The sequence below is a fragment of the Embleya sp. NPDC050493 genome, assembly GCF_044458105.1.
GTDB lineage: Bacteria > Actinomycetota > Actinomycetes > Streptomycetales > Streptomycetaceae > Embleya.
On sequence record NZ_JBITHP010000003.1, the window covers coordinates 382,542 to 406,715 of the forward strand.

General features: G+C 70.7%; 27 protein-coding genes. 20 read left to right on the top strand and 7 right to left on the bottom strand.

Annotated features, from left to right (window positions below; translation table 11 throughout):
* Nucleotides 1-97: 97 nt before the first annotated feature.
* Nucleotides 98-682, bottom strand: a complete 585-nt coding sequence (locus ACIBM5_RS08455; protein WP_396006052.1) for an ATP-binding protein — start codon at nt 680-682, stop codon at nt 98-100.
* Nucleotides 683-766: 84 nt separating this feature from the next.
* On the opposite strand from ACIBM5_RS08455, the gene ACIBM5_RS08460 reads away from it, so the two are divergent.
* The 8 genes from ACIBM5_RS08460 (at nt 767) to ACIBM5_RS08495 (ending at nt 9,632) form a co-directional block, all read left to right on the top strand.
* Nucleotides 767-1,627 carry a helix-turn-helix domain-containing protein gene (locus tag ACIBM5_RS08460; RefSeq protein ID WP_396006053.1) on the top strand — a complete coding sequence of 287 codons (861 nt, stop codon included), beginning with the start codon at nt 767-769 and terminating at the stop codon, nt 1,625-1,627.
* A complete protein-coding gene (locus ACIBM5_RS08465; RefSeq protein WP_396006054.1) occupies nt 1,624-1,806 on the top strand; it encodes a DUF397 domain-containing protein in 183 nt (60 codons plus the stop codon). Before ACIBM5_RS08460 ends, ACIBM5_RS08465 begins: the two co-directional genes overlap by 4 nt.
* 200 nt (nt 1,807-2,006) lie before the next feature.
* Nucleotides 2,007-2,195, top strand: a complete 189-nt coding sequence (locus ACIBM5_RS08470) for a DUF397 domain-containing protein (RefSeq protein WP_396006055.1) — start codon at nt 2,007-2,009, stop codon at nt 2,193-2,195.
* Nucleotides 2,196-2,459: 264 nt separating this feature from the next.
* Nucleotides 2,460-2,642 (top strand): DUF397 domain-containing protein, encoded by a 183-nt coding sequence (locus ACIBM5_RS08475; RefSeq protein ID WP_396006056.1) that lies wholly within the window; start codon nt 2,460-2,462, stop codon nt 2,640-2,642.
* A gap of 332 nt (nt 2,643-2,974) precedes the next feature.
* Nucleotides 2,975-3,112: a hypothetical protein gene (locus ACIBM5_RS08480; RefSeq protein WP_396006057.1), complete on the top strand. Its 138-nt coding sequence runs from the start codon at nt 2,975-2,977 to the stop codon at nt 3,110-3,112.
* Nucleotides 3,109-4,296 (top strand): methyltransferase domain-containing protein, encoded by a 1,188-nt coding sequence (locus ACIBM5_RS08485; RefSeq protein ID WP_396006058.1) that lies wholly within the window; start codon nt 3,109-3,111, stop codon nt 4,294-4,296. Before ACIBM5_RS08480 ends, ACIBM5_RS08485 begins: the two co-directional genes overlap by 4 nt.
* Before the next feature lie 255 nt (nt 4,297-4,551).
* A complete protein-coding gene (locus tag ACIBM5_RS08490) occupies nt 4,552-5,712 on the top strand; it encodes a methyltransferase domain-containing protein (protein ID WP_396006059.1) in 1,161 nt (386 codons plus the stop codon).
* Nucleotides 5,713-6,125: 413 nt separating this feature from the next.
* The gene (locus ACIBM5_RS08495) at nt 6,126-9,632 is read left to right on the top strand and encodes a BTAD domain-containing putative transcriptional regulator (protein ID WP_396006060.1); all 3,507 of its coding nucleotides are present in this window, start codon (nt 6,126-6,128) and stop codon (nt 9,630-9,632) included.
* On the opposite strand, the gene ACIBM5_RS08500 is transcribed toward ACIBM5_RS08495, so the two are convergent.
* Complete coding sequence (locus tag ACIBM5_RS08500) at nt 9,626-10,036, bottom strand: VOC family protein (RefSeq protein ID WP_396006061.1); 411 nt, start codon at nt 10,034-10,036, stop codon at nt 9,626-9,628. The genes ACIBM5_RS08495 and ACIBM5_RS08500 overlap by 7 nt on opposite strands.
* A 59-nt stretch (nt 10,037-10,095) precedes the next feature.
* On the opposite strand from ACIBM5_RS08500, the gene ACIBM5_RS08505 reads away from it, so the two are divergent.
* From ACIBM5_RS08505 to ACIBM5_RS08515, 3 genes are all read left to right on the top strand, one after another.
* Complete coding sequence (locus ACIBM5_RS08505; RefSeq protein ID WP_396006062.1) at nt 10,096-10,536, top strand: MarR family winged helix-turn-helix transcriptional regulator; 441 nt, start codon at nt 10,096-10,098, stop codon at nt 10,534-10,536.
* A 228-nt stretch (nt 10,537-10,764) separates the two neighbouring features.
* Entirely contained in the window at nt 10,765-11,427 is a 663-nt protein-coding gene (locus tag ACIBM5_RS08510) for a hypothetical protein (protein WP_396006063.1), read from the top strand.
* Nucleotides 11,428-11,529: 102 nt separating this feature from the next.
* On the top strand, nt 11,530-11,925 hold the full coding sequence (locus ACIBM5_RS08515) for a cupin domain-containing protein (protein WP_396006064.1): 396 nt from the start codon (nt 11,530-11,532) through the stop codon (nt 11,923-11,925).
* Between the two features lie 337 nt (nt 11,926-12,262).
* On the opposite strand, the gene ACIBM5_RS08520 is transcribed toward ACIBM5_RS08515, so the two are convergent.
* A complete protein-coding gene (locus tag ACIBM5_RS08520; RefSeq protein WP_396006065.1) occupies nt 12,263-13,423 on the bottom strand; it encodes a pyridoxal phosphate-dependent aminotransferase in 1,161 nt (386 codons plus the stop codon).
* 161 nt (nt 13,424-13,584) lie between these two features.
* On the opposite strand from ACIBM5_RS08520, the gene ACIBM5_RS08525 reads away from it, so the two are divergent.
* A complete protein-coding gene (locus ACIBM5_RS08525; RefSeq protein ID WP_396006066.1) occupies nt 13,585-14,121 on the top strand; it encodes a helix-turn-helix domain-containing protein in 537 nt (178 codons plus the stop codon).
* Between the two features lie 170 nt (nt 14,122-14,291).
* A complete protein-coding gene (locus ACIBM5_RS08530; RefSeq protein WP_391584095.1) occupies nt 14,292-15,413 on the top strand; it encodes a dienelactone hydrolase family protein in 1,122 nt (373 codons plus the stop codon).
* A 195-nt stretch (nt 15,414-15,608) separates the two neighbouring features.
* Here ACIBM5_RS08530 and ACIBM5_RS08535 read toward each other — a convergent pair whose 3' ends face one another.
* Nucleotides 15,609-16,061, bottom strand: coding sequence for a heme-binding protein (locus ACIBM5_RS08535; protein ID WP_396006067.1), 453 nt, complete (start codon nt 16,059-16,061; stop codon nt 15,609-15,611).
* Nucleotides 16,062-16,310: 249 nt separating this feature from the next.
* On the opposite strand from ACIBM5_RS08535, the gene ACIBM5_RS08540 reads away from it, so the two are divergent.
* The 5 genes from ACIBM5_RS08540 (at nt 16,311) to ACIBM5_RS08560 (ending at nt 19,104) form a co-directional block, all read left to right on the top strand.
* On the top strand, nt 16,311-16,700 hold the full coding sequence (locus ACIBM5_RS08540) for a hypothetical protein (protein WP_396006068.1): 390 nt from the start codon (nt 16,311-16,313) through the stop codon (nt 16,698-16,700).
* Between the two features lie 208 nt (nt 16,701-16,908).
* The gene (locus ACIBM5_RS08545; RefSeq protein ID WP_396006069.1) at nt 16,909-17,739 is read left to right on the top strand and encodes an oxidoreductase; all 831 of its coding nucleotides are present in this window, start codon (nt 16,909-16,911) and stop codon (nt 17,737-17,739) included.
* Between the two features lie 180 nt (nt 17,740-17,919).
* Nucleotides 17,920-18,237: a GNAT family N-acetyltransferase gene (locus ACIBM5_RS08550; RefSeq protein WP_391584091.1), complete on the top strand. Its 318-nt coding sequence runs from the start codon at nt 17,920-17,922 to the stop codon at nt 18,235-18,237.
* Nucleotides 18,238-18,367: 130 nt separating this feature from the next.
* On the top strand, nt 18,368-18,556 hold the full coding sequence (locus ACIBM5_RS08555; protein WP_396006070.1) for a hypothetical protein: 189 nt from the start codon (nt 18,368-18,370) through the stop codon (nt 18,554-18,556).
* 188 nt (nt 18,557-18,744) lie between these two features.
* Entirely contained in the window at nt 18,745-19,104 is a 360-nt protein-coding gene (locus tag ACIBM5_RS08560; protein ID WP_391584090.1) for a GNAT family N-acetyltransferase, read from the top strand.
* Between the two features lie 135 nt (nt 19,105-19,239).
* Here the strand turns inward: ACIBM5_RS08560 and ACIBM5_RS08565 are convergent, their stop codons facing one another.
* The 3 genes from ACIBM5_RS08565 to ACIBM5_RS08575 all read right to left on the bottom strand — a co-directional run bounded on the left by ACIBM5_RS08565 (nt 19,240) and on the right by ACIBM5_RS08575 (nt 21,809).
* Nucleotides 19,240-19,884 (bottom strand): LysE family translocator, encoded by a 645-nt coding sequence (locus ACIBM5_RS08565; RefSeq protein ID WP_396006072.1) that lies wholly within the window; start codon nt 19,882-19,884, stop codon nt 19,240-19,242.
* Between the two features lie 55 nt (nt 19,885-19,939).
* Entirely contained in the window at nt 19,940-21,316 is a 1,377-nt protein-coding gene (hisS, locus tag ACIBM5_RS08570; RefSeq protein ID WP_396006073.1) for a histidine--tRNA ligase, read from the bottom strand.
* 94 nt (nt 21,317-21,410) lie between these two features.
* Entirely contained in the window at nt 21,411-21,809 is a 399-nt protein-coding gene (locus ACIBM5_RS08575; protein WP_396006074.1) for a MerR family transcriptional regulator, read from the bottom strand.
* 64 nt (nt 21,810-21,873) lie between these two features.
* Here ACIBM5_RS08575 and ACIBM5_RS08580 point away from each other — a divergent pair, with 64 nt between their 5' ends.
* Nucleotides 21,874-23,091: an MFS transporter gene (locus tag ACIBM5_RS08580; RefSeq protein ID WP_396006075.1), complete on the top strand. Its 1,218-nt coding sequence runs from the start codon at nt 21,874-21,876 to the stop codon at nt 23,089-23,091.
* Nucleotides 23,092-23,273: 182 nt separating this feature from the next.
* A complete protein-coding gene (locus tag ACIBM5_RS08585) occupies nt 23,274-24,053 on the top strand; it encodes an SDR family NAD(P)-dependent oxidoreductase (protein WP_396006076.1) in 780 nt (259 codons plus the stop codon).
* The last annotated feature ends 121 nt before the right edge of the window (nt 24,054-24,174 follow it).

Consider the following 24,174-nt stretch of genomic DNA (forward strand, 5'->3'; position numbering starts at 1 on the left):
GGCGATACCGGCGGTCTCATCGGGTCGGGCCGCGACCGTTTCCACGTCGTTGAGGTGAGGTCCGGTCAGGACAGGCGCAGTCGCTCGTTCGGGGTACTCATGCTGCTGCCAGGACCACCGTGAACGTCTGGAATCCCGGCGTGCGTTCCTCACACGAGAACTCTCGGGACAGCTCTCGCACCATTGCCAGTCCGCGTCCACTCTCTGCGTGCGGATCGGACACTGCCGCTTCGGGCAAGTCGAACCTGGGCTGGGGAACGACGACTTCCAGAACGAACTCGTTCGCCTGCTTCCGCCAATGGACCCTCACCAGAACCTGCCCGCCAGGGGTGAGTCGAGCATGCGTGTACGCGTTGGTCAGGAGCTCGACCATGACGAGAACGAGTACGTCACCGGCTATCTGCCACTGATGGCAGGCCGCCAGCACGCACTTGCGAGCCCGCCTCACCGGGCGGTCCTCGCCGGGCATCAGGCTCAGGAAGCAGGGCTTCCGCACACAGCCGGCGGAGCGGTCGAGACAGACGGAAGCGTCGGAAGGCACAACTGTCCCCTTGAGGTTGGGGCGGTCCGGTTCAAACGATCCTGTTGCACAGAGAAGTTTCAAGATCACTAACGGTGAGGATCTCAATGGCTCGATTCTGCGGTGCTCATGTGCACTTTGCAAGCTGGTCGAAGTAATCATTCTTGTTTCATAGGGTCAGTGCATACTGGCGCGACCCTGCAACACTGCTCGCCGACACCTCACCGACCGAGGGAGCCCGGACCGATGGCCACCGACCCGTTCCCGTCCGTTCGACGTCGCCGCCTTGGGGCGGAGCTACGGCGTCTGCGCGAGGCAAAGGACCTGACCTGTCAGGATGTTGCCGAAGCGCTGGATAGCCACTACTCGAAGATCAGTCGAGTGGAGATGGGTAAGAGCAGCATCCGTCGGCCGGACCTTCGAGCGATGCTCGACCTGTACGGCTTGGACGATGAGAAGCGGCGTGAGGCGTTGGAGAGGCTGGCCGCCGAGAGCAGGACACGTGGTTGGTGGCAGAAATACGGCGACACCATCCCACCCGCCTACGCGGACTTCATCAGCATGGAAGCGGCTTCCGCCAAGATCCAGTCGTTTGCGCTGGCTCTCGTTCCGGGGCTGCTGCAAGTACCCGAATACTCCAGGGAGATCATCCTGGCTGGGTTGCAAGTGCCCTCGCCTGTCGAGGTCCAGCAACTGGTCGACGTCAGAGTGGCGCGGCAGGCACGTCTCACCGAAGGTGAGCCGGTCGAGTTGCAGGCGATCATCTGCGAGAGCGTGCTTCGCCAGAACATCGGCGGCCCCGCCGTCATGCGGAAGCAACTCGAGTACCTGCTTGAGGCGTCCGAACTGCCAAACGTCACGTTGTTGGTGCTCGGTGACGGTGCCGGAGCACACCCCGGGCTTCACGGGTCGTTCGTGGTTCTCTCGTTCCACGAGGAGAGCGACTTGGATGTCGTCCTTGTTGAAAACCTGACCAGTAGTCTCTATTTCGAGAACCGCGAAGAGATCGCACGGTATCGATGGGCGTTCGAACGCAACCTTGCTGCTGCCAACTCGCCGGTTCACTCTGCTCAGATGATCCAGTCTGCGATAAGGAACCTGGAATGAACCTGAACATCCGCGAGGACACGGTCCGCAAGTCGTCGCACAGCGGAGCCCAGAACGACTGCGTCGAGGCCGGCTCGGGGCGGACATGCGTTGGTGTCCGCGACACCAAGCACCGCGTCGGCGGCTTCGTCGTCGTTCCTGACGCTGCTTGGCAGGACTTCCTGAACACGCACCGCTGATCCGACCCGCAAAAGCAGAGGGCGCCCCGGACCGTAGGGGCGTCCTCATCTGCATCGACGCGTCGGAGCCAACTGGTGCGAGTACTGCTCGATCGTGTATCCGGACGTAGTCGGCGAGAGCGTACTGCGGGACAATGAACGCGATATCCAACTCGCGCTATGAGTCTTCGAGGGACCGGACCGAAACCGGAGGGGATTGCGTGAGCCAGAGCGAGTACCCAGGTGCGCCGTGGCGCAAGTCAACGTACTCCGGCGAGGGCAACGGGTGTGTCACTGTTGCGCCGCTCGACGTGACCATCGGCGTCAGGGACAGCAAGCTCAGCGACAGCCCGGTACAGGAGTTTTCGTCCCGCGCATGGACCCAGTTCCTGCTCGACGGCATTCGCTGAGGTAGATCCGCCACAAGAATGATCAACGGAGAGGACGGCCCGGCGTAGAGGGGCCGGATGCCGGGAAACCGGCCGCCGATCGCTTCGGGTTGACCGTCGTCGTCGACGCCGACGGCACGGTGGAACAGCGTCCCTGGTACGAGTCACCCGACCGCGAACTGGCGCCCCGGCACCGAAATACCCGGTGATGCCTTGTTCCGGACCACTGCGTGAAGCCCGGGACCGGGCGCGCCGACGAGGCCCACACGAAGAGAGTGAACCTTGATGGCAGGCGACACCGAACTGCACTGGCGTAAGGCCAAGGCCAGCGAGGGAACGAACAACTGCGTCGACAGCGCAACTCGCGACGGACAGGCTTACGTTCGGGACGCCAAAGACCGGGCGCGGGGCATGCTCGCGTTTGGTTCGGCATCGTGGGAAGCCATGGCGGCCGCGCTCCAGGGGTAAGTCGGCTGCTGGTAAGTCCCTGAGGTGAGAAAGAGGACGTCCCCCTCGGACTGTGGGGGCGTCCTTATCTGCATCGACGCGTCGGAGCCAACTGATTCCGTAACTGTCCGAACCCGGGGCCGGGATGGTGGATCCGTGAGGTCGGCGAACCTATGGAGTTGGTGACGATGGGTCACTTATTCATGACTGATAGTGATTGACGAGCTGCGCATGTCGCCCGTACGGTGAGAGAGAAGATCTCCGCCCGAATCGGGCCATATCCGCGAGGACTACCGACCGACGCGGCGTGCGCTTCGTTGTGGGTTGGGGTGGGGTGTACAGGGAGGGAAGCGATGGGAGACCACAGCGGCGGTCCGGCGCCGATCGGCCCGCAGAACCCCGACCCCCGGCCCAAGCCGGGGGGACCCAACGACCATCCGGACGGTTCCACGCCCGCCGGCCCCGGCACGCATCGCAAGGACGGCAAGTGACCACCGGGATCGCCCGTCTTCTCGCGGACGCGGGTGCTCTTCCGCCCGGCTGGCAAAGCGCGTTCGACACCGTCCGTCGCGCCGACTTCCTGCCCGCCCGATTCTGGGCTTGGTGCAACGAGAGCGGATACACGCCCCTCATCGACCGCAACGCCACCGGCGAGTGGGGACGCCAAGCTTGGGACCGAGCCGCCGACGAGGACTTGGTGCTTGTCACCCAGTGGGATGACGGCGACCACACCGGCGACGTGCGTGGCGACAATCCCACCTCCTCCGCCTCCGCGCCCGCCGCGGTCGCCCGCATGCTCGACGCTCTCGACATCCACGGCGGCGAGGCCGTCCTGGAAGTGGGTACGGGCACCGGATACACCGCAGCTCTCCTGGCCGCGCGCGGTTGCCGCGTCACCACGATCGAGGTGGACGCCGAACTCGCCGAACGGGCCCGTAAGAACCTCGCCCGGGCCGGATACCGCGGCGTCGTCGTCCTCACCGGCGACGGCGCCCTCGGCCACCCCGGCGGCGGACCGTACGACCGTATTCACGTCACCGCCGGCGTGCGCCACACCCCAGGGGCCTGGCTCGAACAGACCCGGCCCGGGGGGCTCATCGTCATGCCCTGGGGGACCTACTACGCCGGCCCCGACTGGACCACGGTTCTGACCGTCCACGGCGCCCACTACGCGAGCGGTCCCTTCACCGACCCCTTGGCGTTCATGAAGTTGCGGGCCCAGCGCGCCCGTTGGCCGCGAACCTCGTTCCCGCCCGGGTGGATGGATACCGCACGCGTGTCCGAGCCGGACATCGACATCGCCGACATCACCGGAGGGCTGTACGACCCCGTCGAGTTCGTCATCGGACTTCATGTGCCGCAGTGCGTCCCGCAACGCGTCGACCACCCCGAGAGCGTCAACCTGTGGCTGTACGGAGCCGATACGGGCGATGGCGAATCCATCGCCGTGGCCGCGTTCGGTGACGGCTACAACCCCCAGGCGCTCCAGGCCGGGCCCCGAGACCTGTGGGGCGAGGTGCAGACGGCCTACCACCGCTGGGCGGATGCCGGGAAACCCGCCGCCGATCGCTTCGGGTTGACCGTCGTCGTCGACGCCGACGGCACGGTGGAACAGCGTCCCTGGTACGAGGCACCCGACCGCGAACTGCCGCCCCGGCTCCGAAATACCCGGTGATGCCTTGTTCCGGACCACTGCGTGGAGACCGGGACCGGGCGCGCCGACGAGGCCCACACAGGATGCTCAAAGCACACCCACCACGGCGGCTCCGAGTCGGGGACGTCGTCACCGAGGGAGGAACGGCATGGGAAACCACGGTGGCCCACCGGCAGACGATGAGCGACCCGTCAGCCCCAAGGATCGGAAGCCCTCGAACCCCACTCCCGACAGCCCTCCGGCTCCCGGTGGCGGCGATCGTCGTAAGGACGACAAGTGACGGCGCCGATCGCCGAACTCCTCACCCTGGCCGGGACCATGCCGCCCGGCTGGAATCAGGCGTTCGCCACCGTCACGCGCGCCGACTTCGTCCCCGCCCGCATCTGGCCCTTCCGTGACGGCGGCTACGAACGAGCCATCGACCGCGACCTCGACCCGGACGCCTGGCTTGCCGCCGTCGAGGAGGACATCCCGCTCGTGACGCAGTGGGACGACGGCGCCTACACCGGCGACGAACCCGGTGAACTCGCCACCTCGTCCTCGTCCGCGCCCACCGTCGTTGCCCTCGAACTCGCCGTGCTCGACCTGGCCGACGGCATGCGCGTACTCGAGATCGGTACCGGGACGGGCTGGACGGCCGCGCTTCTGGCCGCGCGCGGCGCCCACGTCACCACCATCGAAGTCGACCCCGTGCTCGCCGCCCGGGCCCGGGACGCGATCGACCGCACCCGATACGCCGCGAACATCACCGTCATCACCGGCGATGGTGCACTCGGTCACCCCCCGCATGCCCCGTACGATCGCGTCCACGTCACCGCAGGGGTCCGCAACATCCCTGCCGCGTGGATCGACCAGGCCACGCCCGGCGCCACCCTCGTGATGCCCTGGGGCACCGACTACAACCCCCACGACCAAGTCGTCCCCTTGACCGTCACCGGCAACCAGGCACGCGGTCGCTTCCGGGGCGGGCTGTCCTTCATGAAATTGCGCGCCCAGCGCGCCGAGTACCCGAACGTCCACTGGCCCGGCACGTGGAAACGCACCGCCCGCGCATCCACTCCCGCCCTGACGATCGCCGACGTCGCCGGTGCCACGCACCGGGCTGCGGAGTTCGTCATCGGCCTCATGGTTCCCGACTGCATGCCCGACATCCGGGACGACGGCCGGATGTACCTCTACGGATGGGACGACGCCGGCGAACCCTCCCTTGCCGAGGCGGTATTCCCAGAGGACGGCATCCCCGTCGTCCACCAGAGCGGAACCCGCGACCTGTGGAGCGAGGTCGAGGCGGCCCACGCCTGGTGGACCGCTGTCGGCCGACCGGAGGCAGACCGATTCGGGCTGACCGTCACCGTGGCCGACGGCACGGTGGAACAGCGCCCGTGGTACGAGGCACCCGACCGCGAACTGCCGCCCCGACAACGACATACCCGGTGACGCCTGGTGCCGGGCCACTACTCGGCGGATAGGTGGGTGGGTAACGCGCCTCGGTGGATGCCGGGGCTCGGGGCCGGACGGTCGCACAGGTTCCCCGGGATGCCCGCGTGGCCCGACCGCGGCGTGGTCGGCGAAGGAGGACCGTAGGGACGGCCGGGCCGCCAGGGCCGGTTCCGCCGGGTAGGCGGAGAATCGTGGGGCCCGTCCGTGGCCGCGACGTCAGGGGCCGTTTCGCCGACCCTCGACGCGATACGACCGGACGAACCGGCACCCCCGCCCTGCGATCGCACGATCCGCGATGCTCTGATCACATATCGTCGCCGCGATGGTTCGTCGTGGCCCGTGGACCGCCGTTCCCGGCCCACGCGCCCTCCGCCCAGCGGCCCGGATCGGGGTTCTGCGATCCTGGCCGGATGCAGGTTGGGTTGCTTGGCGGGGTGCGGGCTCGGGGCGCGGACGGTGTGCCGATCGAGGTCGGTGGGGTGCGGTTGCGCATGTTGCTGGCCCGGTTGGCGTTGGACGCGGGTCGGGTCGTGTCGGTGGACGCGCTGGTGGACGGGCTGTGGGGGGCGGAGCCGCTCGCGGATGCCGGGAACGCGGTGCAGACGTTGGTGTCGCGGTTGCGCAAGGTGTTGCGGCCGGCCGGCGTGTCGGTGGACCTGGTCGGCGGCGGCTATCGGCTCGCCATCCGGGCCGAGGACGTGGACGCGCATCGGTTCGAGGAGCTGGCCGCGCACGGGCGCCGCGAGTTGGCCGCGGACCGGCCGGACGAGGCGGCCTCGGCCCTTGTCGAGGCCCTCGCGTTGTGGCGGGGGCCGGCGCTGGCGGACCTGGCGGAGGCGCCGTTCGCGCGGGCGGTCGCGGCGCGGTTGGACGGGTTGCGGGTGGACGCGGCCGAGGACCGCTTCGAGGCGGAGCTGCGGTTGGGCCGGCATGCAGAGGTGCTGGCCGACCTGGAGGCGGCCTGCGCGGCGCACCCGTTGCGCGAACGGACCGCGGCGATGCGGATGCGTGCGCTGTACGCGGTGGGCCGACAGGCGGATGCACTGGCCGGGTACGAGGACATCCGGGGTCGGTTGGCCGGGGAGTTGGGCGTGGACCCGTCGGCCGAGCTGCGGGAGACCCATCTCGCGGTCCTGCGCGGCGAATTGCACCGGCCCGCGGCACGCTCCGAGCCGGCCGCGGCTCCGCCGCTTCCGGCCCGATTGACCGGCTTCTTCGGCCGGGACGACGAACTGCGGCTGCTCGCCGAGCTGATGGCCGGGTCCCGATTGGTGACGCTGGTCGGCTCCGGGGGCGCGGGCAAGACCCGGCTGTCCGTGGAGGGGGTGACCCGGCATCAGGCGTACCGGCGCGGGCGGGTGTGGTTCGTGCCGTTGGCCGGTGTGGGCACGCCCGACGGGGTGGCCGACGCGGTGTTGTCCGCGCTCGGCTCGTGGGATCTGCGCTCCTCGGACGGTCGGCCGCGCCGGACCGGCACCGCGCTGGAGCGGATCGCCGAACTGCTCGACGTCGGTGCGGCGGTGCTGATCCTGGACAACTGCGAGCACCTGGTCGAAGCGGCGGCGGAGCTGACGTACCGGCTCCTGGACCGGTTGCCGCAGTTGACCGTCGTCGCCACCAGCCGAGAGCCGCTGGGCATCACCGGCGAGGCGTTGTGCCGGGTGGGCCCGTTGCCGGTGCCGACCCTGGTCGGCGACTCGGCCGCGGACCTTGCGGCGGCGGCGGACGCGGCGTCGGTGCGGCTGTTCCTGGATCGGGCCGGCGCGGTGCGGCCGGGGTTCGTGCTCGATGCCGGCACGCTCGGCCCCGTGGTGGAGATCTGCCGACGGCTGGACGGCATGCCGCTCGCCCTGGAATTGGCCGCCGCGCGGCTGCGCGCGATGAGCGTCGAGCAGATCGCTCGGCGACTGGACGACAGGTTCCGCCTGCTCGCCTCGGGCAGCCGGGCCGAGCCGCCGCGTCGGCGCACGTTGCATGCGGTGGTCGAGTGGAGCTGGGATCTGCTGGCCGAGCCGGAACAACTGCTCGCCCGGCGACTGTCGGTGTTCCCGGGCGGCGCGACGGTGGCCGCGCTGGAGGCGGTGTGTGCCGACGAACTGCTGCCCGTGGACGATGTGTTCTACGTCCTCGGCTCGCTGGTGGAGAAGTCGATCGTGGACGCGGTCGGGGACGGCGAACCGCGCTACCGGATGTTGGAGACGGTGCGCGCCTATGCGGCCGAGCAATTGTCGCTGGCCGGTGAACAGGCCGGGTTCGCGGCCCGGTTCGAGCGCTACTTCCTGGCGCTCGCGCACGAGCAGGACCCGCTCCTGCGCACGTCCGCGCAGTTGGAATCGCTCGCGCTGTTGGATGCGGAGTACGACAACCTGATGGCCGCGCTGCGGGCGTTCGTGGACGCCGGGCAGGCGGTGGATGCGGCCGGGTTCGCCGGTGCGTTGTTCTGGTACTGGGGGATACGCGGGATCGGTGCGCCGTTCGAGACCATCGTGCCCGAGGTGTTGCGGTTCGGTGACGCGCTGCCCGAGCACGCGCGGGCCGCGTTCGCCGTGATGCGCCTGTTGGCCGGGATCGGCGCGCCGCGGCTCGCGGACGGCGAGGAGCTGCGTTCGTTGCTCGAAGCCTGCGCCCGGGCCGACGTGTTCGCGCATTACCCGGCGCTCGTGGTGGGGCTGCCGCTGGCCGCGTTCCTGTCCGGGAACACCGAGGCGGGCGAGCGCGAACTGGCCCGGATGGTGTCCGGGTCGGATCCGTGGGTCCGGGCCTGCTCGCACTGGATGACGGACTTCGTGCACACCGATCGTGGTGACTGGGAGGCGGGGGCGAGTGCGCGGGCCGAGGCGCTGGCCGGGTTCGCGGCGGTCGGCGATCGGTGGGGTCTGGCGACGGCGCTGATGGCCATCGGTGCGCACCACTCGATTCGCGGCGAACACGAGCCGGCGATCGCCGCGTTCGAGCGGGCGGTCGCGCTGGCGAGCGAACTGGGAGCCGCGGACGACGCGTCGCTGTACCGGGGTACGCTCGCCGCCGAGCGCATGCGGGCGGGCGACCTGGCCGGCGCGCGGAGCGAACTGGCGGCCGCGGAGCGGCAGGCGTGGACGCGCGGGCATCGCTATCTGGAGCTCGCGGTATTCTCCGGCCGCGCCGAACTGCACCGCAGGGTCGGGGAGTTCCCGGACGCCGAGAAGATGCTCGACCGCCTGGAGGCGCTCGCCGAAAGCCTGTCGCTGCCCGCCGAGATGGTCGGCGACATGCTCGCCCAGGGGCGGTTGGCCACCCTCCTCTCGGCGGCCGAGGAGGGTCTCGACCCGGCGTCGACGGATGGCATGCACGAGATCGACGCGAGGGCGTCCGGTGCGCCGGATCGGGCCGATCGGGCGCCCTCCCGCACGACGGCGGGGGCCGCCGTCGAGTCCTCTGCGGGCACCGATCGGGCCGACCCGGTGTCCTTCGGCACCGCGACGCGGGTCGACGCCGGGGCCTCCGCGCGCATCGATCGGGCCGACCCCGGGGCCTCCGCCCGCGTGGATCGCACCGAACTCGGCTCCTCCGCCCGTGTGGATCGAGTCGACCTGCTCGCGCGGGCCCGGGAGTTGTTGCCCGCGACCTCCGCCGCGGCGGTCGCCCGTCGCGATCTGGCCGACGTCGCGCCGACGGCGGAGTTGCTCGCCGCGGTGTTGCGGTGGGAGGGGGATCCGGTCGGCGCGGCCGAGGTGCTCGGGCTGAGTGCGGCGTTGCGCGGCATCTTCGACGCGGGCAGCCCGGATCTGCGATTGCTGGTGGACCGGCTCGTGGCGACCCTGGGCACGGCGGGCTACCGCGAGGCGTACGAGCGCGGCGCCGCGCTGCCCCGGGAACAGGCCCTGGGCGCCGTATTGGCCCGACTCGAACCGGTCACCGTCCCGAACGCGCCTCAGTAGGACTGGAGTGCGAGCAGGGTGCCGGCCGGATCGCGGACGTGGGCGGTGTGCAGGCCCTCGCCCCAGGCCGGGCGGTGGGTGGGCGGGGTGACCGGCTGTGCGCCGTGCGCCAGACACAGTGCGTACGCCGTGTCCAGGTCGGCGACCCGGCTGACGAGCATCGTGTGGTCCTGCACCGGCGCGGGGGTCTCGCCGGGCAGATGGCCGGTACCCACCACCTCGGCCATCGCCGTGCGGTCGAACAACATCAGCACGCCCTCGGCGCCCACGTCCCAGCTCGCGTAGGGACCGTGCGCGGCGCCGCGGGTGCGGGTGGCGCCGATCAGTTCGGGCAGGACGGCGTCGTAGAAGCGGAAGCAGTCGGCGAAGCGGTCGACCAGAAGGCGGGGGTGCAGGGCGTCCATCCGAGCTCCGAAATTCGTAGGTGAGAACCTATCATTGGTTGGAGCCTATAGTATTCGCCATGAACGAGACCGCGCCGCCGACGCTGACCGCGCTGACCACCTACCTGCTGTCCCGGGTCGGCAAGACCGCCCGAGGCCGGCTCGCCGACCGGCTCGCCGGCAGGGGGCTGCGCCTGTGGCACATGGCCGTGCTCGCCGCGCTGGCCGACTTCGGTCCGCATGCGCAGCGTGACCTGGCCGCCCGGCTGGCCATCCACCCCAGCGACGTGGTCAAGGTGCTCGACGAACTCGCCGTCGCCGAATGGGTGGAGCGGGTGCGCGACCCGAAGGACCGCCGCCGCGTCCGGGTCAGTCTCACTGCGGCCGGCCGCATCGCCCTGGCCGAGTTGGAGGCGGATGCGCGCGAGGTCCAGGACCGGCTGCTGGAGCCGTTGAACGCCTCCGAACGAGGCGTCCTGAACGAGCTGTTGCTTCGGGTGCACGGGCAACTCCCGTACTGAGCAGGCACATCAGGTCCGGCGGCGGCCGTGTCGGTGATCGGCGGTCGGCGGTCGACGCGGCCGGCCGATCGGATTTGCATCTGCCGGCTGTATGACCATTATTGGGTCGCAAATACAAGCCGATCCGCGAGGTCGGTGCAGAGATGTATTTTGTGTTCGGACCCTTCGGCATGGGCATGATCCGGAACGGTGGCCGAACGGATGATCACGCGATCGGAAGGAGCAGCGGTGAGCGATCGCGAGATCCGGGAGGTCGGGCTGGACGGGGAGTTGACCAGGGTCGCCGGGACCGAGGTGCGGATCGTCGTCGACGGCATCGCGGCCTGGGGCATCGAGTGGGTCGACGGCCCGACGGTGGATCGCATGCGCGGACACGTCGCCGCCGTGCGCACGGCGCGACGCCGTGTCGCGCCCCCCGAGCATCGGCTCGCCTACCGTCGCCGGCAGAGCCCGCGGGCGTGGGCCGCGCGAGCGATAGCCGTGCTGCGGGACGCGAACTCGGCCCGCGCGGTGGCGGCGGGCGCGGCGTTGCGCCGCAACCACCCGGCCGCACAGGGGTGGCGGGCCGGCGGCCTGACACCCGAGGACCACGCGCTCCTCGACCTGGTCCAGCGGTTGTCCGAGGGCATCGCCGACCCCGAGCGCGCGGACCGGCCGGAGGACGAGCCGCTGATCCGTCGACTGCTCGACGAGGGCGACCACTCCAAGGAAGCGATGTGCAGGCTCCTCAATGACGGATCCGACGGCTCCGACGGCTCCGACGGCCCGGACGGTCCGGGTATCGGTAGCGGTCCGAGCCTCCGCCTCCGCCTCGGCCTCGATGGCGGAACCACCGAGAAGCCGCGTGAACGGGCGCGGTTGCGGCTGGTCCAGGGGGGCTCCGGGCGCTGAGTACGGCCGCCGGCCGCCGCGTGGGCAGCGGATCGGGTGCGGGGTGTCGACGGGTTGGAAACGTACAAGACGCGCGCCCGAGCGATGGTCGAGAATCGGGTCATGGAGATCAAGCCCGTCAACCTCACCGAAGCACTGGCGACCTTCGAGGACGTGTACAGCCCTCGGATCGTGGCCCGAATGAACGACTACGACGTGCGCATCGCCCACACCCTGGGTGAGCACGTGTGGCATGTACACGAGGACACCGACGAGTTCTTCCTCGTCCTCGACGGGCGGTTCGACATCGCACTGCGGGAAGCGGACGGCGACGAACACACGGTGGTGCTGCGCAAGGGAGACACCTTCGTGGTGCCCAAGGGCACCGAGCACAAGCCGTCGTCGCCGGGCGGCTCCATCCTGATGTTCGAACCCACGGGCACCTCGACCACGGGGGACCGGCACCTGGGCGAGATCCCGGACCACGTGGACAGCACCACCGGCCACCGACTGGCCTGACTGCGCCCGACGCGACGCCCCGGGGCGCCGCGTCGGCGCGGCAACCCCGGCCGGCGCACTCGGGCTGCGCGGCCCCAAGCGCTCACCCGCACGCGCCAACGCAGGCGCCCACCCGCGGCAGCGCCCCGCCCGCAGGCGTCACCGGCAGGCGCACCCGCAGCAGCGCCCGACCGGCGCCCACCCGCCGGTCGCCCACCCGCCGGTCGCCCACCCGCCGGTCGCCCACCCGCCGGCCGCCCACCCGCCGACCGCCCACCCGCCGACCGCGCACCCGCCGACCGCCGCCCACCCGCACCTACGCCCCCGGTCGCCACAAAGCACCGCTGGTCGGCCCCGGTCAGCCGAACGCCGCCGCGAACCGGGCGCGTACGTCGCCCAATCGCTCCACCGGTTCGTTGGCGAAGACCAGACGCAGGTGCGTACTCCCCTGCGGACCCCAGCCGTTCATCGGCGTGGCCGCGATCCGACCGAGCCGGAACAGCCGTTCGGCGGCGACCTCCGGGGCCAGGCCCATCGCGGCCGTGTCGATCAGCAGCGACCAGCCGCCGTGCGGTCGGATGCACGGGTAGTCGGCGAGTGCGTCCAGGATGGTCGCGCAGCGCTCCCGCCAGATCCCGGTCGCGGCGGCGACGTCGGCGTCCGCATCGGGCGCGGACAGCGCGGCGGCGACGGCCGCCTGACCGATGCCGACCGGGCAGACCACGTTGCTCAGGCCGACGAGTTTGACGTCGGCCATGATCTCGGCGGGCCCGACCACCCACCCCACCCGCCAGCCGATCATCCGCAGTTCCTTGGAGGCGGCACCGCACGTGATGGTGCGATGAGCCAGCCCGGGATGCGCCGCCGGATGGTCGGGCGCCCTGCCGTCGAACCGGATGCGCTCCATCGCCGCGTCGTGGATCACCCAACAGTCGTGCTCGGCCACCGCGCGGGCCAGCGCGTCCCAGTGCGTGTGGTCGAGCAGCGCGCCGGTGGGCATCGCCGGGGACATCACCAGCACGGCGGCGGTGTTCGGGCCGACCGCGGCGGCGAGTTCGTCCGGATCGGTGCTCCAGCCGGCCGGGCCCGCGGTGCACGGCACATGGCGCGGAACGCCCCCGGCGAGGCGGATCCGGTTGACCAGGCCGGCGTAGATCGGGTCGGCGAGCACCACCTCGCGGCCCGGCTCGACCGTGGCGAGCAGCACGTCGAGGATGCCGTTGAGCCCGCCGGCCGCGTTGATCACCTCCTCGTGCGGGTCGTACGCGCGTCCCGCGATGCGGCCCACGTGCGCCGCGGCGGCCTCGCGCAGGGCGAGCGAACCGTGGAACGGCAGGTAGCTGTTGGCCGCGTCGTCGTCGATCGCGGCCCGGGTGGCGGCGAGGGCGACGGCCGGCGGGCGGATGTCGGTGTCGAGGTTCTCCAGACGCAGCAGGTCCGGATCGTGTGCGGCGTCGGCGGCGGCGCCGACCCTGTCCACGCCGATGCCGGGGATGTGCTCCAGGCGGGAGACGCGCATGACCATGTTCTTCCATCCCTACGGAGTCGGGGGAACGTCCCACAGCGCCCAGGCGGCACCGGCACGACGCGCCCGTTCCCGCGGTGTTCGGGAGCGTGGTCCAGAAGCACCGGCTCATGTGTACCGGTAAACTGGTACGGCAATCCAGCATAATGAACGGCATGACCATCGCAAGGGAAATCGGGCACAACATTCGGGTGCTGCGCGAGGCGGCCGGCCGCTCGCTCGCCGACCTCGCCGCGAGTGCGGGCCTGAGCAAGACCACGTTGCACGGCATCGAGCAGGGCGAGGCCAATCCCACGCTGAGCACACTGTGGGCCCTCGCGGGCGCGCTGGACGTTCCGCTGGGCGGTCTGCTCGACGGCGGCGCGCCGGCGGTCACGGTGGTCCGGGCCGACCAGGGGCCGCAGGTGAGCGGCGAGGCGGTGCACGCCCGCCTGCTGCACCGGGTGCACGTCCGCGGCTGGGTGGAACTGTACGAACTCGACGTCACCGACGCCGAACAGGTCTCGGCGGCGCATCGTCCCGGCGTCGAGGAATGCCTGCTGGTCACCGCCGGCCGGATCGAGACCGGGCCGGTCGCCGACCGTCGGGAGTTGTCGACGGGCGACTCGATCCGCTTCGACGCCACCCGTCCGCACGTCTACCGGGGCCTGGCCGACGACAACCGGGCCGTGCTGCTGATGGTCCATCAGTAGTCGCCGGCAGCCCGTCGACGACCCGGTGCGAAACCGGCCGTGCCGCCCGCCGGCCGCCGGCCGGATTTCACCCTTCGTGTCGCCGCCCCCACACGACTGTGACCGGGGTCTCGATACTTTGGCCAAGTAATGCGGTGCCAAAGCGAGTCGGCGAAGAGTTGACTCGCTTCATGGCAACCACACTCGTGCCCGAGAGTCCGGTACGCCCGGACCAGCCGGGCCCCTATGGCATCGGCACCATCGAGTTCCCGTTCTGGACCGGTGGACCCGGGTTCACCCTCGCCAAGATCAGCTACCCGGCCGAGCACGACGGCTGGTTGGCCCCGGCCGACAAGTCCGAGGGCTCGTACCCGTCCGTCGTCCTCGCACCGGCGACCTGGACCGGCTCGAACATGTACGACTGGTTCACCGACTACGTGGTGCGGCACGGCTACATCGTCTTCCGCTACTTCCCGGAGAACATCCTCGCGCTCGACCCGCACGTGCACGCGGACACCATCAGCGATGCCATCGACAAGCTGATCGACATCGACGACGACCGGTTCAACCCGCTGCGCGGCATGATCAAGCAGGACGCGTTCGCCGCAGTCGGGGTGTCCCTGGGCGGAGCGGGCGCGCTGGTCGCGGCGGCCCGGGACAAGCGCATCCGCGCGGTCATGGGCTTCGCGCCCGGTCGCAACGTCAAGGAACCCGACCTGTACGCGCTGATCGACGCCGACGTCGCCAAGGTGAGCGCGCCGACGCTGATCGTGTCCGGGCAGAACGACAAGATCTCCCCCGGATCGGGCGTGCACTACCTGGACCTGGTCCCGCAGGGCTACAAGGCGTACGTGGAGATCAGCGGCGGCAACCACGTGCAGTTCCTCGATCCTAGCGACATGGACATCCACCTGCCCGGCCTGCCCCGGGACGGCAAGCCCGGGATCGGCTTCGCCGAACAACACGCGATCACCAACGTCTACGCGACCGCGTTCCTGCACGCGGCGCTGAAGGGGTACGGCCACTGCGAGGGGTACGTGTCCGGTGAGGACGCGGTGATGGCGCTGAAGAACGGCCAACTCTCCGACCTGCGTTCACACGCCGGCCCACTGCCGCTGCCGTTCCCGGCGGCGACGAGCGGCGTACGCGGCGCGGCGGTGGCGGCGAGTACGGCGGCGGCGTCGGGGAACCTGGTCGAGGCGGCGAGCACGGTCGCCTCGGCGGTGCTGCTGCGCGTCAACGGGCTGGTCCGGGACGTGGCTCGCGGGGTGGAACGGGCGACGGTGGCGGTGGAGAAGCGCATCGTGGGCTGACCGACATCGGGATCGGGGCGGCCCGGTGTGGGGCGCGGGCCTGGTGCGGTGGTGGGTCGACCGAGACCGAGACCGAGACCGAGACCGGGATCGGGATCGGGGCCGGGGTCGGCGGGTGTCGGGCGCGGCCCCGGTGCGGTCGTGGGTTGCCCGAGATCGGGAGCGAAGCCGCCCGGTGTCGGGCGTGGCACCGGTTCACCCGCCCGCGTCTCTGCCGAAGGATTCGGCGGCGGCGCGGGCGAGTTCGTCCTCGTACTGCGCCGCGTCCCCGCTGACTCCGACCCCGCCCACCGGTCGGCCGTCGACCAGGAGCGGATGGCCACCGCGGCCCAGGTACCAACTCCCGTGCTGGACGAAGCTCTGCGCGAACACCGGCCGATCGCCCAGTTGTTCCTCCATCGTCGCGGTGGACCGGCCGAACGCCGCCGCCGTGCGGGCCTTGGCCGTGGCCAGATCCGCGCTGAACCGCAATGCCCCGTCCATGCGTTCGAACGCAACCGGTACGCCGGCGCCGTCCACCACCGCGACGCTCACCGCGCGACCGGCCGCCGACGCCGCGGCCACCACGTTCCGCACGATCGCCCGTGCGGCACTCGCGGCCACATCGTGGTTCGGCACGACGTGCCCGGCCCGGCTTCCGTTGCCCATCGTCGCTCCCGTCGTCGGGCCGCGCGAACCCGGCCGGACCGCGCCGGGCCCGGCGAGAACCGGGGCGCAGCGGCGCGGCCCACCGGGATCCGCCGGACAGGGCCCAAGGGTGCCGGCGCGGCGATGATCGCGGAAGAGCCGTTCCGGGCCCGGATTCGGGCCTTTGGGCGGCCGACTCGGACTCGCCCATTCGGTGTGGTTCGGCGACACGCGCGTTTCCGGCATCGACCCCGCGTCGACCCTGAACCCATGGCCGACCGTGAACCTGTGAACCAAGCCGTGCTCGTACCCGCCGGTGCCGACGTCGTCGGTGCGCAGGGCATCCGGATGAGCGAACGTGTATCCGCCGCGACCGTGGGCGCCGGACGCCTGTGCGGCTTCTTCGCCACGCTCGGACCGGGCGAGCGGACCGCGGTGCACCACCACGAGGGCGAGGAGACCGTCGTGCTGCTCACCGCGGGCAGTTGCGACGTCTTCTCCGGTGCCGGGTTGGCGAGCGGGGTGCACATGAAGGTGGGCGACGTCGTGTTCATCCCGTCCGGCTGCGTGCACCAGGTCCTGGCCGGCCCGCACGGATTCACCGTGTTCGAGGTGCGATCCGGCGCCACGGACCGCACGGTGCTCGTCGGCCCGCCGTGATCCGCTCCGGGTGCGCCCGCGGCTCTTCGTCCCGCCGGCCCCGGGTCCGGTCCGTGGTCGGGGAACTGCGCTCGCGTCGATAACCATCGGCTATCACCGGTGGTCTTGGACCGGGCGTTGGCCGGCACGGCAGGGTGATGGCACGGGAAACGCACGCCGACGACGACTTGCCGAGTCGGCGGGGACGATCACAAGGGGGAACCTCACGATGAGCAGGATCTGGTTGGTCACCGGCGCGAACAGTGGCTTCGGGCGGGCCGTCACCGAGGCGGCCGTGGCCGCCGGCGACACCGTGGTGGCCGCGGCGCGCCGGCCCGAGTCGTTGGCCGATCTGGTGGCGGCACACCCGGATCGCATCGAGGCGGTCCGGCTGGACGTGACCGACGCGGCCGGGATCGAGACCGTGGTCACCGAACTGGTCGCCCGGCACGGCCGGGTCGACGTCCTGGTCAACAACGCCGGCCGCACCCACGTGGGCGCGCTGGAGGAGACCACCGACGCGGAACTGCGCGCGCTGTTCGATGTGCACGTCTTCGGCCCGGCCGCGCTGGTGCGCGCCGTACTGCCGCACATGCGTGCCCGGCGCTCCGGGGCGATCGTGCAGTTGAGCAGTATGGGTGGGCGGATGTCGTTCGCGGGCTTCTCGGCCTACAGCGGCACCAAGTTCGCCTTGGAGGGCATGTCCGAGGCGCTGGCCGACGAGGTGCGGCCGTTCGGCATCAAGGTGCTGGTGGTCGAGCCGGGTGCGTTCCGAACCGGTTTGATGGGCGCCGCCGGTGCAAGTGCCGAGATCGCCGCGTACTCCGAGGGCGCGGTGGGCACCACTCGACGCATGGTCGGCGCGGCCGACGGGCAACAGCCCGGCGATCCGGCCAAGGCCGCCGCTGCCATCCTGGCCGCGCTCGCCGACGAGGCCACCCCGCTGAACCTGCCGCTGGGCGCGGACGCGGTGGATGCGATCGTCGGCCGGCTCGACACCCTGCGGTCCGAGATCGAGGCGTGGGAGAAGGTCGCCCGCGCCACTGCGTTCGACGCGTGAGCGGAGCCGGCCGGCATGCACCGGGCGGTATGGGCACGCACCGGGCCGGTCCGGCATGCAACGGACCGGCCGCGGGCGACCGGGGCCGGAGGGTCGCGGTTGCGCCTGTCGGGTGGGCTGCGGGTGGTCGGTACGGTTGAGGGTCCGGGTCGTACGTCCCGGTCCGGACCAGGAGGCACCATGCACACGCGCGTGATCGACAACCCGGCGCAGTCCCGATTCGAGCTCCACGTGGGCGGCGATCCGGCCGAACTCGCCGGATTCGCCGAGTACTTTCCCGGCGAGGACGACGTGATCGCGTTCATCCACACCGAGGTCGATCCGCGCTTCGCGGAGCACGGTCTGGGCGATGTGCTGGTGCGGTCCGCGCTGGACACCGCGCGCGAGCGCCGGGTCGGGGTGGTGCCCAACTGTGCCTACCTGCGCGCCTGGATGATCGAGCACCCCGAATACCTCGACCTGATCCCCGAGCGGCACCGGGCCGCCCTGGGGTTGTGATCCGGGCGAAGGGTGTCGGCGGCGGCGCCGGCCTGGCAGCCTTGACCCACGGGCACCGTGGGGTGGTCCGGGTGGATGCGCGTGATGCGCGTGATACGCACGATGCGCGCGAATTCTTCGAGGAGCGTCGATGGGGAAGTCCTTGCGGGAACGGATCGGCCCGGAGCGATTCGACCAGTTGGTGGAGGAGGGCGTCCGGAAGGCCGTCGCCGAGCTGCATGCGGCCGGCCTGCCGTCGGTCGGCACCGACGAGACCGGTCGGATCTGCAAGGTGTACGCGGACGGCACCAAGGTGTACATCGACGACGAGCCCGAGTGAGCCCGAGTCCGTTCGAAGCGGCGGGGCGGCGGGCCTCGGCAGGCGGTGCGGGGACGGGGGAGAAACGGCCGCCGGCGGTGCCGGATACGGTGGGACGCGCGAGTGCGGCGATCGGTGTGGCCGAAGGGCGTGCGCGCGGACCACATTGCCCGGGCCGCAGGTCCCGATGGTGACCAGGAGGCAGCGATATGGAAACGCGTGTGAGCGACAACCCCGCGCAGTCCCGCTACGAGATATTCACCACCGCCGAGGCCGCTTCCGACACCTCGACCGGCCCGGTCGCCCCGCCGCTGCGAGCGACCGAACTCGTGGGCTTTGCCGAGTACTTCGTCAGCGGCGACGAGGTCGCCTTCACACACACCGAGATCGACCCGAAGTTCGGCGGCCGGGGTCTGGGCGGTCGGCTCGCCCGGGCGGCGCTGGACGCGGTCCGGGAGCGGGGCCTCGCGGTGCTGCCCTACTGCTCGTTCATCAAGGACTGGATCGCCAAGCACCCGGAGTACGTCGACCTGGTCCCGGAGGATCGGCGCGACGCGTTCGGATTGTGAGCCGTCCGGTCGGGTGACCTCGGCCTTGGCGGGCGTCTTCGGCGCCTGCGGGGGGTTAAGGCCCGTTCGTTCATCGCGGCCGGCCGGCCGATCCGGGCACCGCCTCGGCCTGCGGGCCGGGCGTGGGGCGGCTGTTTACGACTCCACGGCCATCCGGATGCCCAGTGCCACCATGACCCCGCCGGACGTCTGCTCCAACCGGCGGCGGACCTTGGCGCGGCCGAGTACCGCACGCATGCGGCCGACGAACCACACGTACAGGCTGTAGTACCCGACTTCGTACGCCGCCCAGATCGCGGCCAGGGCGACCATCGTGGGTAGCTGCGGCGAGCCGTGCGGAACGAACTGGGGGAGGAAGGACATCGCGAAGACGGCGGCCTTCGGGTTGGCCAGGTTCAGGGTCAGCGCGGCGCGGTAGGCGCGCCGGCCGCTGCCCGGTTCGGGCTCGGCCTTAGCCGTGTTGCCGGCCTCGGCGGTGATGAATCCGGTCAGGCCGTCGCGGCGGGCCGAGCGGATGGCCTGGATGCCGAAGCCGACCAGGACGACGGCGCCGACGATGCGCATGATGTCGTAGGCGAGTTGGGACGCGGCCAGCAGGCCGGTGAGCCCGAAGGCCGCGGCGAGTCCCCAGATGAAGACCCCGGTCTCGTTGCCGAGCACCGCCAGGAAGCCGGCGCGACGGGTGTGCAACGAGTGCCGGATGATCAGGATCGAACTCGGCCCGGGACTCGCCGCGATGAGCGTGCAGGCGCCCAGGAACGCCAGGAGGGTGTGCGTCATGCCCCGCATCCTGAACCCGCGCCGGGCCGAGCCGCCACCGATTTGTCCGGGCGGACTACCGGGCGGGAAGCGGCTCGGGCTGCTCGGGCGGCAGCCAGGTGTGCGGGTCGGCGACGGCCTGCTCGGCCGAGGCCAGGTCCTTCACCTGGTGCGATCGGCCGTCGCCGACCCCGGCGCCCGGATCGGCCGGCGGGAACCATACGTGGCCGATGCCCTTGCACAGCGCGTACCGCAGTTGCTTCTGCAACTTGTCCGGCTGGTGGTAGACCTCGGTGCGGATTCCACGGGCGCGCAGCACCGCGCCCGTGCGCTGCGCGAGCGCGAACGACGCGGCCTCGGGCACCGCGACCAGCACCTGCGTGGGACACTTCGGGCCGATCGGCAGCCGACCCTCGGCAACGAGCTTGGCGAAGATTCGGGTCAGGCCGATGGAGATGCCCACACCCGGCAGGTTGCGCCGGATGAAGGAGCCCGCCAGGTTCTCGTAGCGGCCTCCCGAGCAGATGCTGCCGTAGTCCGGGAATTCGACGAACTTCGCTTCGTAGACGGTGCCGGTGTAGTAGTCGAGCCCCCGCGCGACGGACAGATCCGCGACGATCGAACCGCGCGGTAGATCGGCCAACGCGTCGAGTACGAGGGCCAGTTCGGCGAGGCCCTCGTCGAGCAGGGGGTGTTCGACGCCCAACGCGCGGATCTCCTCGACCACGGATGCGTCGGTGCCGCGAATCCCGGCCAACTTCAGGCAGTTCGCCACCAGGTCCGGCTCCAGGCCGAGTTCCTCGACGAGCAGGGGCCCGACCCGGTCGAGGCCGACCTTGTCCAGTTTGTCGAGGATCCGGATCGCGGCCACCGGGTCCGTCAGGCCGAGCCCGGCGTAGAAACCCTCCAGGATCTTGCGGTTGTTGAGGTGGATCGTGAACGGGCCGATTCGCAACCCGGTGAGGACCTCGTGGGCGATGCGAGGCATTTCCGCATCGAAGTGGAGCGGGATCCGGTCCACGTTGATCACGTCGATATCGCATTGCACGAATTCCCGATACCGGCCCGCCTGTGGGCGTTCGCCGCGCCAGACGCGCTGGATCTGATATCGCTTGAACGGGAAGACCAGGTCGTTGAAATTCTGCGCGGTATAGCGCGCGAACGGCACGGTGAGATCGAAGTGCAGGCCGAGCCGGGCATCACTGTCGTCGTCCCGGTCCGCCTGGAGCCGGTGCAGGGTGTACACCTCCTGGGAGGTCTCACCCTTCTTGAGCAGGACGTCGAGTGCCTCCACGGCCGGCGTCTCGATCGGGGTGAAGCCGTACGACTCGAACGTGCGCCGGATGTGGTCGAGCCATTGCACCTCGACCATGCGGACTTCCGGAAGCCATTCCGGAAATCCGCTGAGCGGAGTCGGACGCAGAGGCGGATCAGCGCGCACGATATGCACCATCCCGGTCGAGGATCGTTTTGCGGGTTCGGATTCGGGTTCGGCAACCCTCACAGAGTCGGCGGAGACGGGCAAGGAAATATGTGGCGTCACGCCTTCACGCCTTCACGTCGTGAAGGTGGGCGGTGGGTGGGGGGGTGGGGTTGCGTACCGCGTCGAGGTATTCGGCGATTGCGTCGCGGTTGCGGGTCAGGCAGTTGACGCGTTCGGTCATCCGGTCGCGTTCGTGCTCCAGGGTGGCGATCATCTCCGGTGTCGCGTCCGGGAAGTGGATGATGCGGGGCTTGTCGAGGCAGGGCAGGATCTGTTTGATGATTCGGGTCGGCAGTCCGGCGTCGAGCAGGCCGCGGATCTGTAGGACCCGGTCGACGCAGGACCCGTCGTAGTCGCGGTAGCCGTTGGGGGAACGGTCGGCGACGATCAGGCCCTGCTCCTCGTAGTAGCGCAACAACCGGCGCGGAGTACCGGTGCGTTCGGACAGCTCGCCGATGCGCATGTGATCCACCTCGTGTCTCGCTGCTTGACCCTCACATCAATGTGATGGTTCGAGCATACGCAGCATGAGAACCCGAAGCGCGACCCCGACACCCTCACCCACCACGATCGACGACCGGAAGTTGCCGATGGCGGCGCTGTTGGCGCTGGCCACGGCGGTGTTCGTGACCAGTCTGACCGAGACGCTGCCTGCCGGTGTACTGCCCGCGATGAGTGCCGACCTGAGGGTCGGGGAGTCGGCGATGGGGCAGTCGGTGACGATCTATGCAATCGGCACGGCGCTCACCGCGATTCCGCTGTCGGCGGCGACCGCCGGGTGGCGTCGTAAACGACTGCTGCTCACCGCGATGGCCGGCTTCGCGGCGGCCAATACGGTCACCGCGGTTTCCGGCAGCTACCCGCTGACCATGGTGGCCCGCTTCGTCGCCGGTGTGGCCGCGGGCGTGGCGTGGGCGCTGCTGGCCGGATACGCCCGTCGCCTGGCGCCGGCGCACCTCCAGGGCAAGGCGATCGCGATCGTGATGGCGGGCATTCCGATCGCCCTGTCGCTGGGAGTGCCCGCCGGGACCTTCCTCGGCGACGAGTTCGGTTGGCGGGTCTCCTTCTGGGCGATGACCGTGCTTGCGCTGGTCCTGATCGCCTGGATCGTCGCGATCGTGCCGGATCAGCCCGGACAACGTGCGGACGAGCGAACGCCCCTGCTGCGCACTCTGGCCATCCCGGGTGTGGCGCCGGTCCTGTTCGTCACCCTGGTGTTCGTGCTGGCGCACACCATCCTCTACACCTACATCGCCACCTACCTGGATCGACTGGACCTGGGCGACTCCACCGACGTGGTGCTGCTGGTCTTCGGCGGCGCGTCGCTGCTGAGCATCTGGGTCGTGGGCACCGCGATCCACCGACGGCTGCGCGAGCTGACCATCGCGGCCACGCTGCTGTTCGCCGCGGCGGCCACGATCCTTGCGGCATTCTCCGACAGCCACGCCCTGGTCCTGGCCGCGGTCGTGCTGTGGGGACTGGGCTGGGGCGGTGCGCCCACCCTCCTGCAGACCGCCGTCGGCGACGCGGGCGGGGACGAGGCGGATGCCGCCCAGGCGATGCTCGTCACCCTGTGGAACGCGGCGATGGCCGGCGGCGGCGTGGCCGGTGCGATCCTGCTGGACCTGCTCGGCACCGGCTCCTTCCCGTGGAGCGTGCTGGTCCTGCTGATCCCGGTGCTCGCGGTGGTCGTCGCAGCCCGCGCACACGGCTTTCCGGCCCGACGCCGGGGCGCGGACGCCTGATCGACGGCTGCGCACGGACGGCGCCCCGGCGCCCCGGCACCGCGGGACGCCGGCGCGCCGTTCGGTTCCCGGGCGTTGTCGGATCGGCGGGATGCCGAGCGCCGGAACATGACCGGCGGGGTGCGGGACCGGCCGTCGACCCGCCCCGCCGGCGAGATCGATCCCGGTATTAGGCTTTCGTCATGAGCTCGCAGGCATACCTCTCCGCACTGTTCTCGCTGGACGGCCGGGTCGCCGTGGTGACCGGCGGCAGTTCCGGTATCGGCCGCGCCATCGCCCGAGCCCTTTCCCGGGCCGGGGCGAGCGTGGTGGTCGTCGCCCGACGGGAGGCGGAACTGACCGAGACCGTCGAGGAGTTGACCGCTCAGGGTGGCAAGGCGGCCTGGGTGAGCGGCGATCTGGGCAGCCGTGCCGGGGTGCGCGCCGCGGCCGAGGCGGCGGTCGAGGCGTTCGGCGAGCCGGACATCCTGGTCAACTCCGCGGGCATCAACCTGCGCCCGCCGATGAGCGAGCTCGGCGACGACGTCTGGGACGCAACGATGGCGGTGAACCTGGAGGCGCCCTACCTGCTGGGGCAGCGCTTCGGGCCCGGCATGGCCGAGCGCGGCTACGGGCGGATCATCCACGTCTCGTCACAACAGGCGCATCGGGCATTCGTGCAGAGCGGCGCCTATGGCGTGTCCAAGGGCGGGTTGGAGTCACTGGCCCGCTCCCAGGCCGAGGCCTGGTCGCCGTACGGGGTCACCGCCAACACGCTCGTGCCCGGCTTCGTGATGACCCCGCTCAACGCGCGACTGTCCGCCGACCCGGAAAGGGTCGCCTCGCTGGCCGCCCGCACCATGGTCGGCCGGAACGGGCTCGCCGAGGACTTCGAGGCCGCGGCGGTGTTCCTGGCGGGCGCCGGATCGGCGTACGTCACCGGCCAGTCGATCTTCGTCGACGGCGGACTCTCGGTGCACTGAGCACCGACCGTACCGACCACACCCCGGCCACACCGACCACACCGACCACACCCCGGCCACACCGGCGCCCCGGACCCGAGCCGATGTCGACTCGGGTCCGGCGTCCCTTCCCCGCACGGCT

Coding starts and splice junctions, on each gene's coding strand:
- ACIBM5_RS08535 (WP_396006067.1), bottom strand. CDS start 16,061: ATGGGCAACGGAAGCCGGGCCGGGCACGTCGTGCCGAACCACGATGTG.
- ACIBM5_RS08495 (WP_396006060.1), top strand. CDS start 6,126: ATGCAGGTTGGGTTGCTTGGCGGGGTGCGGGCTCGGGGCGCGGACGGT.
- ACIBM5_RS08585 (WP_396006076.1), top strand. CDS start 23,274: ATGAGCTCGCAGGCATACCTCTCCGCACTGTTCTCGCTGGACGGCCGG.
- ACIBM5_RS08465 (WP_396006054.1), top strand. CDS start 1,624: ATGAACCTGAACATCCGCGAGGACACGGTCCGCAAGTCGTCGCACAGC.
- ACIBM5_RS08500 (WP_396006061.1), bottom strand. CDS start 10,036: ATGGACGCCCTGCACCCCCGCCTTCTGGTCGACCGCTTCGCCGACTGC.
- ACIBM5_RS08540 (WP_396006068.1), top strand. CDS start 16,311: ATGGCCGACCGTGAACCTGTGAACCAAGCCGTGCTCGTACCCGCCGGT.
- ACIBM5_RS08475 (WP_396006056.1), top strand. CDS start 2,460: ATGGCAGGCGACACCGAACTGCACTGGCGTAAGGCCAAGGCCAGCGAG.
- ACIBM5_RS08555 (WP_396006070.1), top strand. CDS start 18,368: ATGGGGAAGTCCTTGCGGGAACGGATCGGCCCGGAGCGATTCGACCAG.
- ACIBM5_RS08455 (WP_396006052.1), bottom strand. CDS start 682: ATGATTACTTCGACCAGCTTGCAAAGTGCACATGAGCACCGCAGAATC.
- ACIBM5_RS08565 (WP_396006072.1), bottom strand. CDS start 19,884: ATGACGCACACCCTCCTGGCGTTCCTGGGCGCCTGCACGCTCATCGCG.
- ACIBM5_RS08575 (WP_396006074.1), bottom strand. CDS start 21,809: ATGCGCATCGGCGAGCTGTCCGAACGCACCGGTACTCCGCGCCGGTTG.
- ACIBM5_RS08530 (WP_391584095.1), top strand. CDS start 14,292: ATGGCAACCACACTCGTGCCCGAGAGTCCGGTACGCCCGGACCAGCCG.
- ACIBM5_RS08525 (WP_396006066.1), top strand. CDS start 13,585: ATGACCATCGCAAGGGAAATCGGGCACAACATTCGGGTGCTGCGCGAG.
- ACIBM5_RS08550 (WP_391584091.1), top strand. CDS start 17,920: ATGCACACGCGCGTGATCGACAACCCGGCGCAGTCCCGATTCGAGCTC.
- ACIBM5_RS08505 (WP_396006062.1), top strand. CDS start 10,096: ATGAACGAGACCGCGCCGCCGACGCTGACCGCGCTGACCACCTACCTG.
- ACIBM5_RS08480 (WP_396006057.1), top strand. CDS start 2,975: ATGGGAGACCACAGCGGCGGTCCGGCGCCGATCGGCCCGCAGAACCCC.
- ACIBM5_RS08580 (WP_396006075.1), top strand. CDS start 21,874: ATGAGAACCCGAAGCGCGACCCCGACACCCTCACCCACCACGATCGAC.
- ACIBM5_RS08460 (WP_396006053.1), top strand. CDS start 767: ATGGCCACCGACCCGTTCCCGTCCGTTCGACGTCGCCGCCTTGGGGCG.
- ACIBM5_RS08545 (WP_396006069.1), top strand. CDS start 16,909: ATGAGCAGGATCTGGTTGGTCACCGGCGCGAACAGTGGCTTCGGGCGG.
- hisS (WP_396006073.1), bottom strand. CDS start 21,316: ATGGTGCATATCGTGCGCGCTGATCCGCCTCTGCGTCCGACTCCGCTC.
- ACIBM5_RS08520 (WP_396006065.1), bottom strand. CDS start 13,423: ATGCGCGTCTCCCGCCTGGAGCACATCCCCGGCATCGGCGTGGACAGG.
- ACIBM5_RS08515 (WP_396006064.1), top strand. CDS start 11,530: ATGGAGATCAAGCCCGTCAACCTCACCGAAGCACTGGCGACCTTCGAG.
- ACIBM5_RS08560 (WP_391584090.1), top strand. CDS start 18,745: ATGGAAACGCGTGTGAGCGACAACCCCGCGCAGTCCCGCTACGAGATA.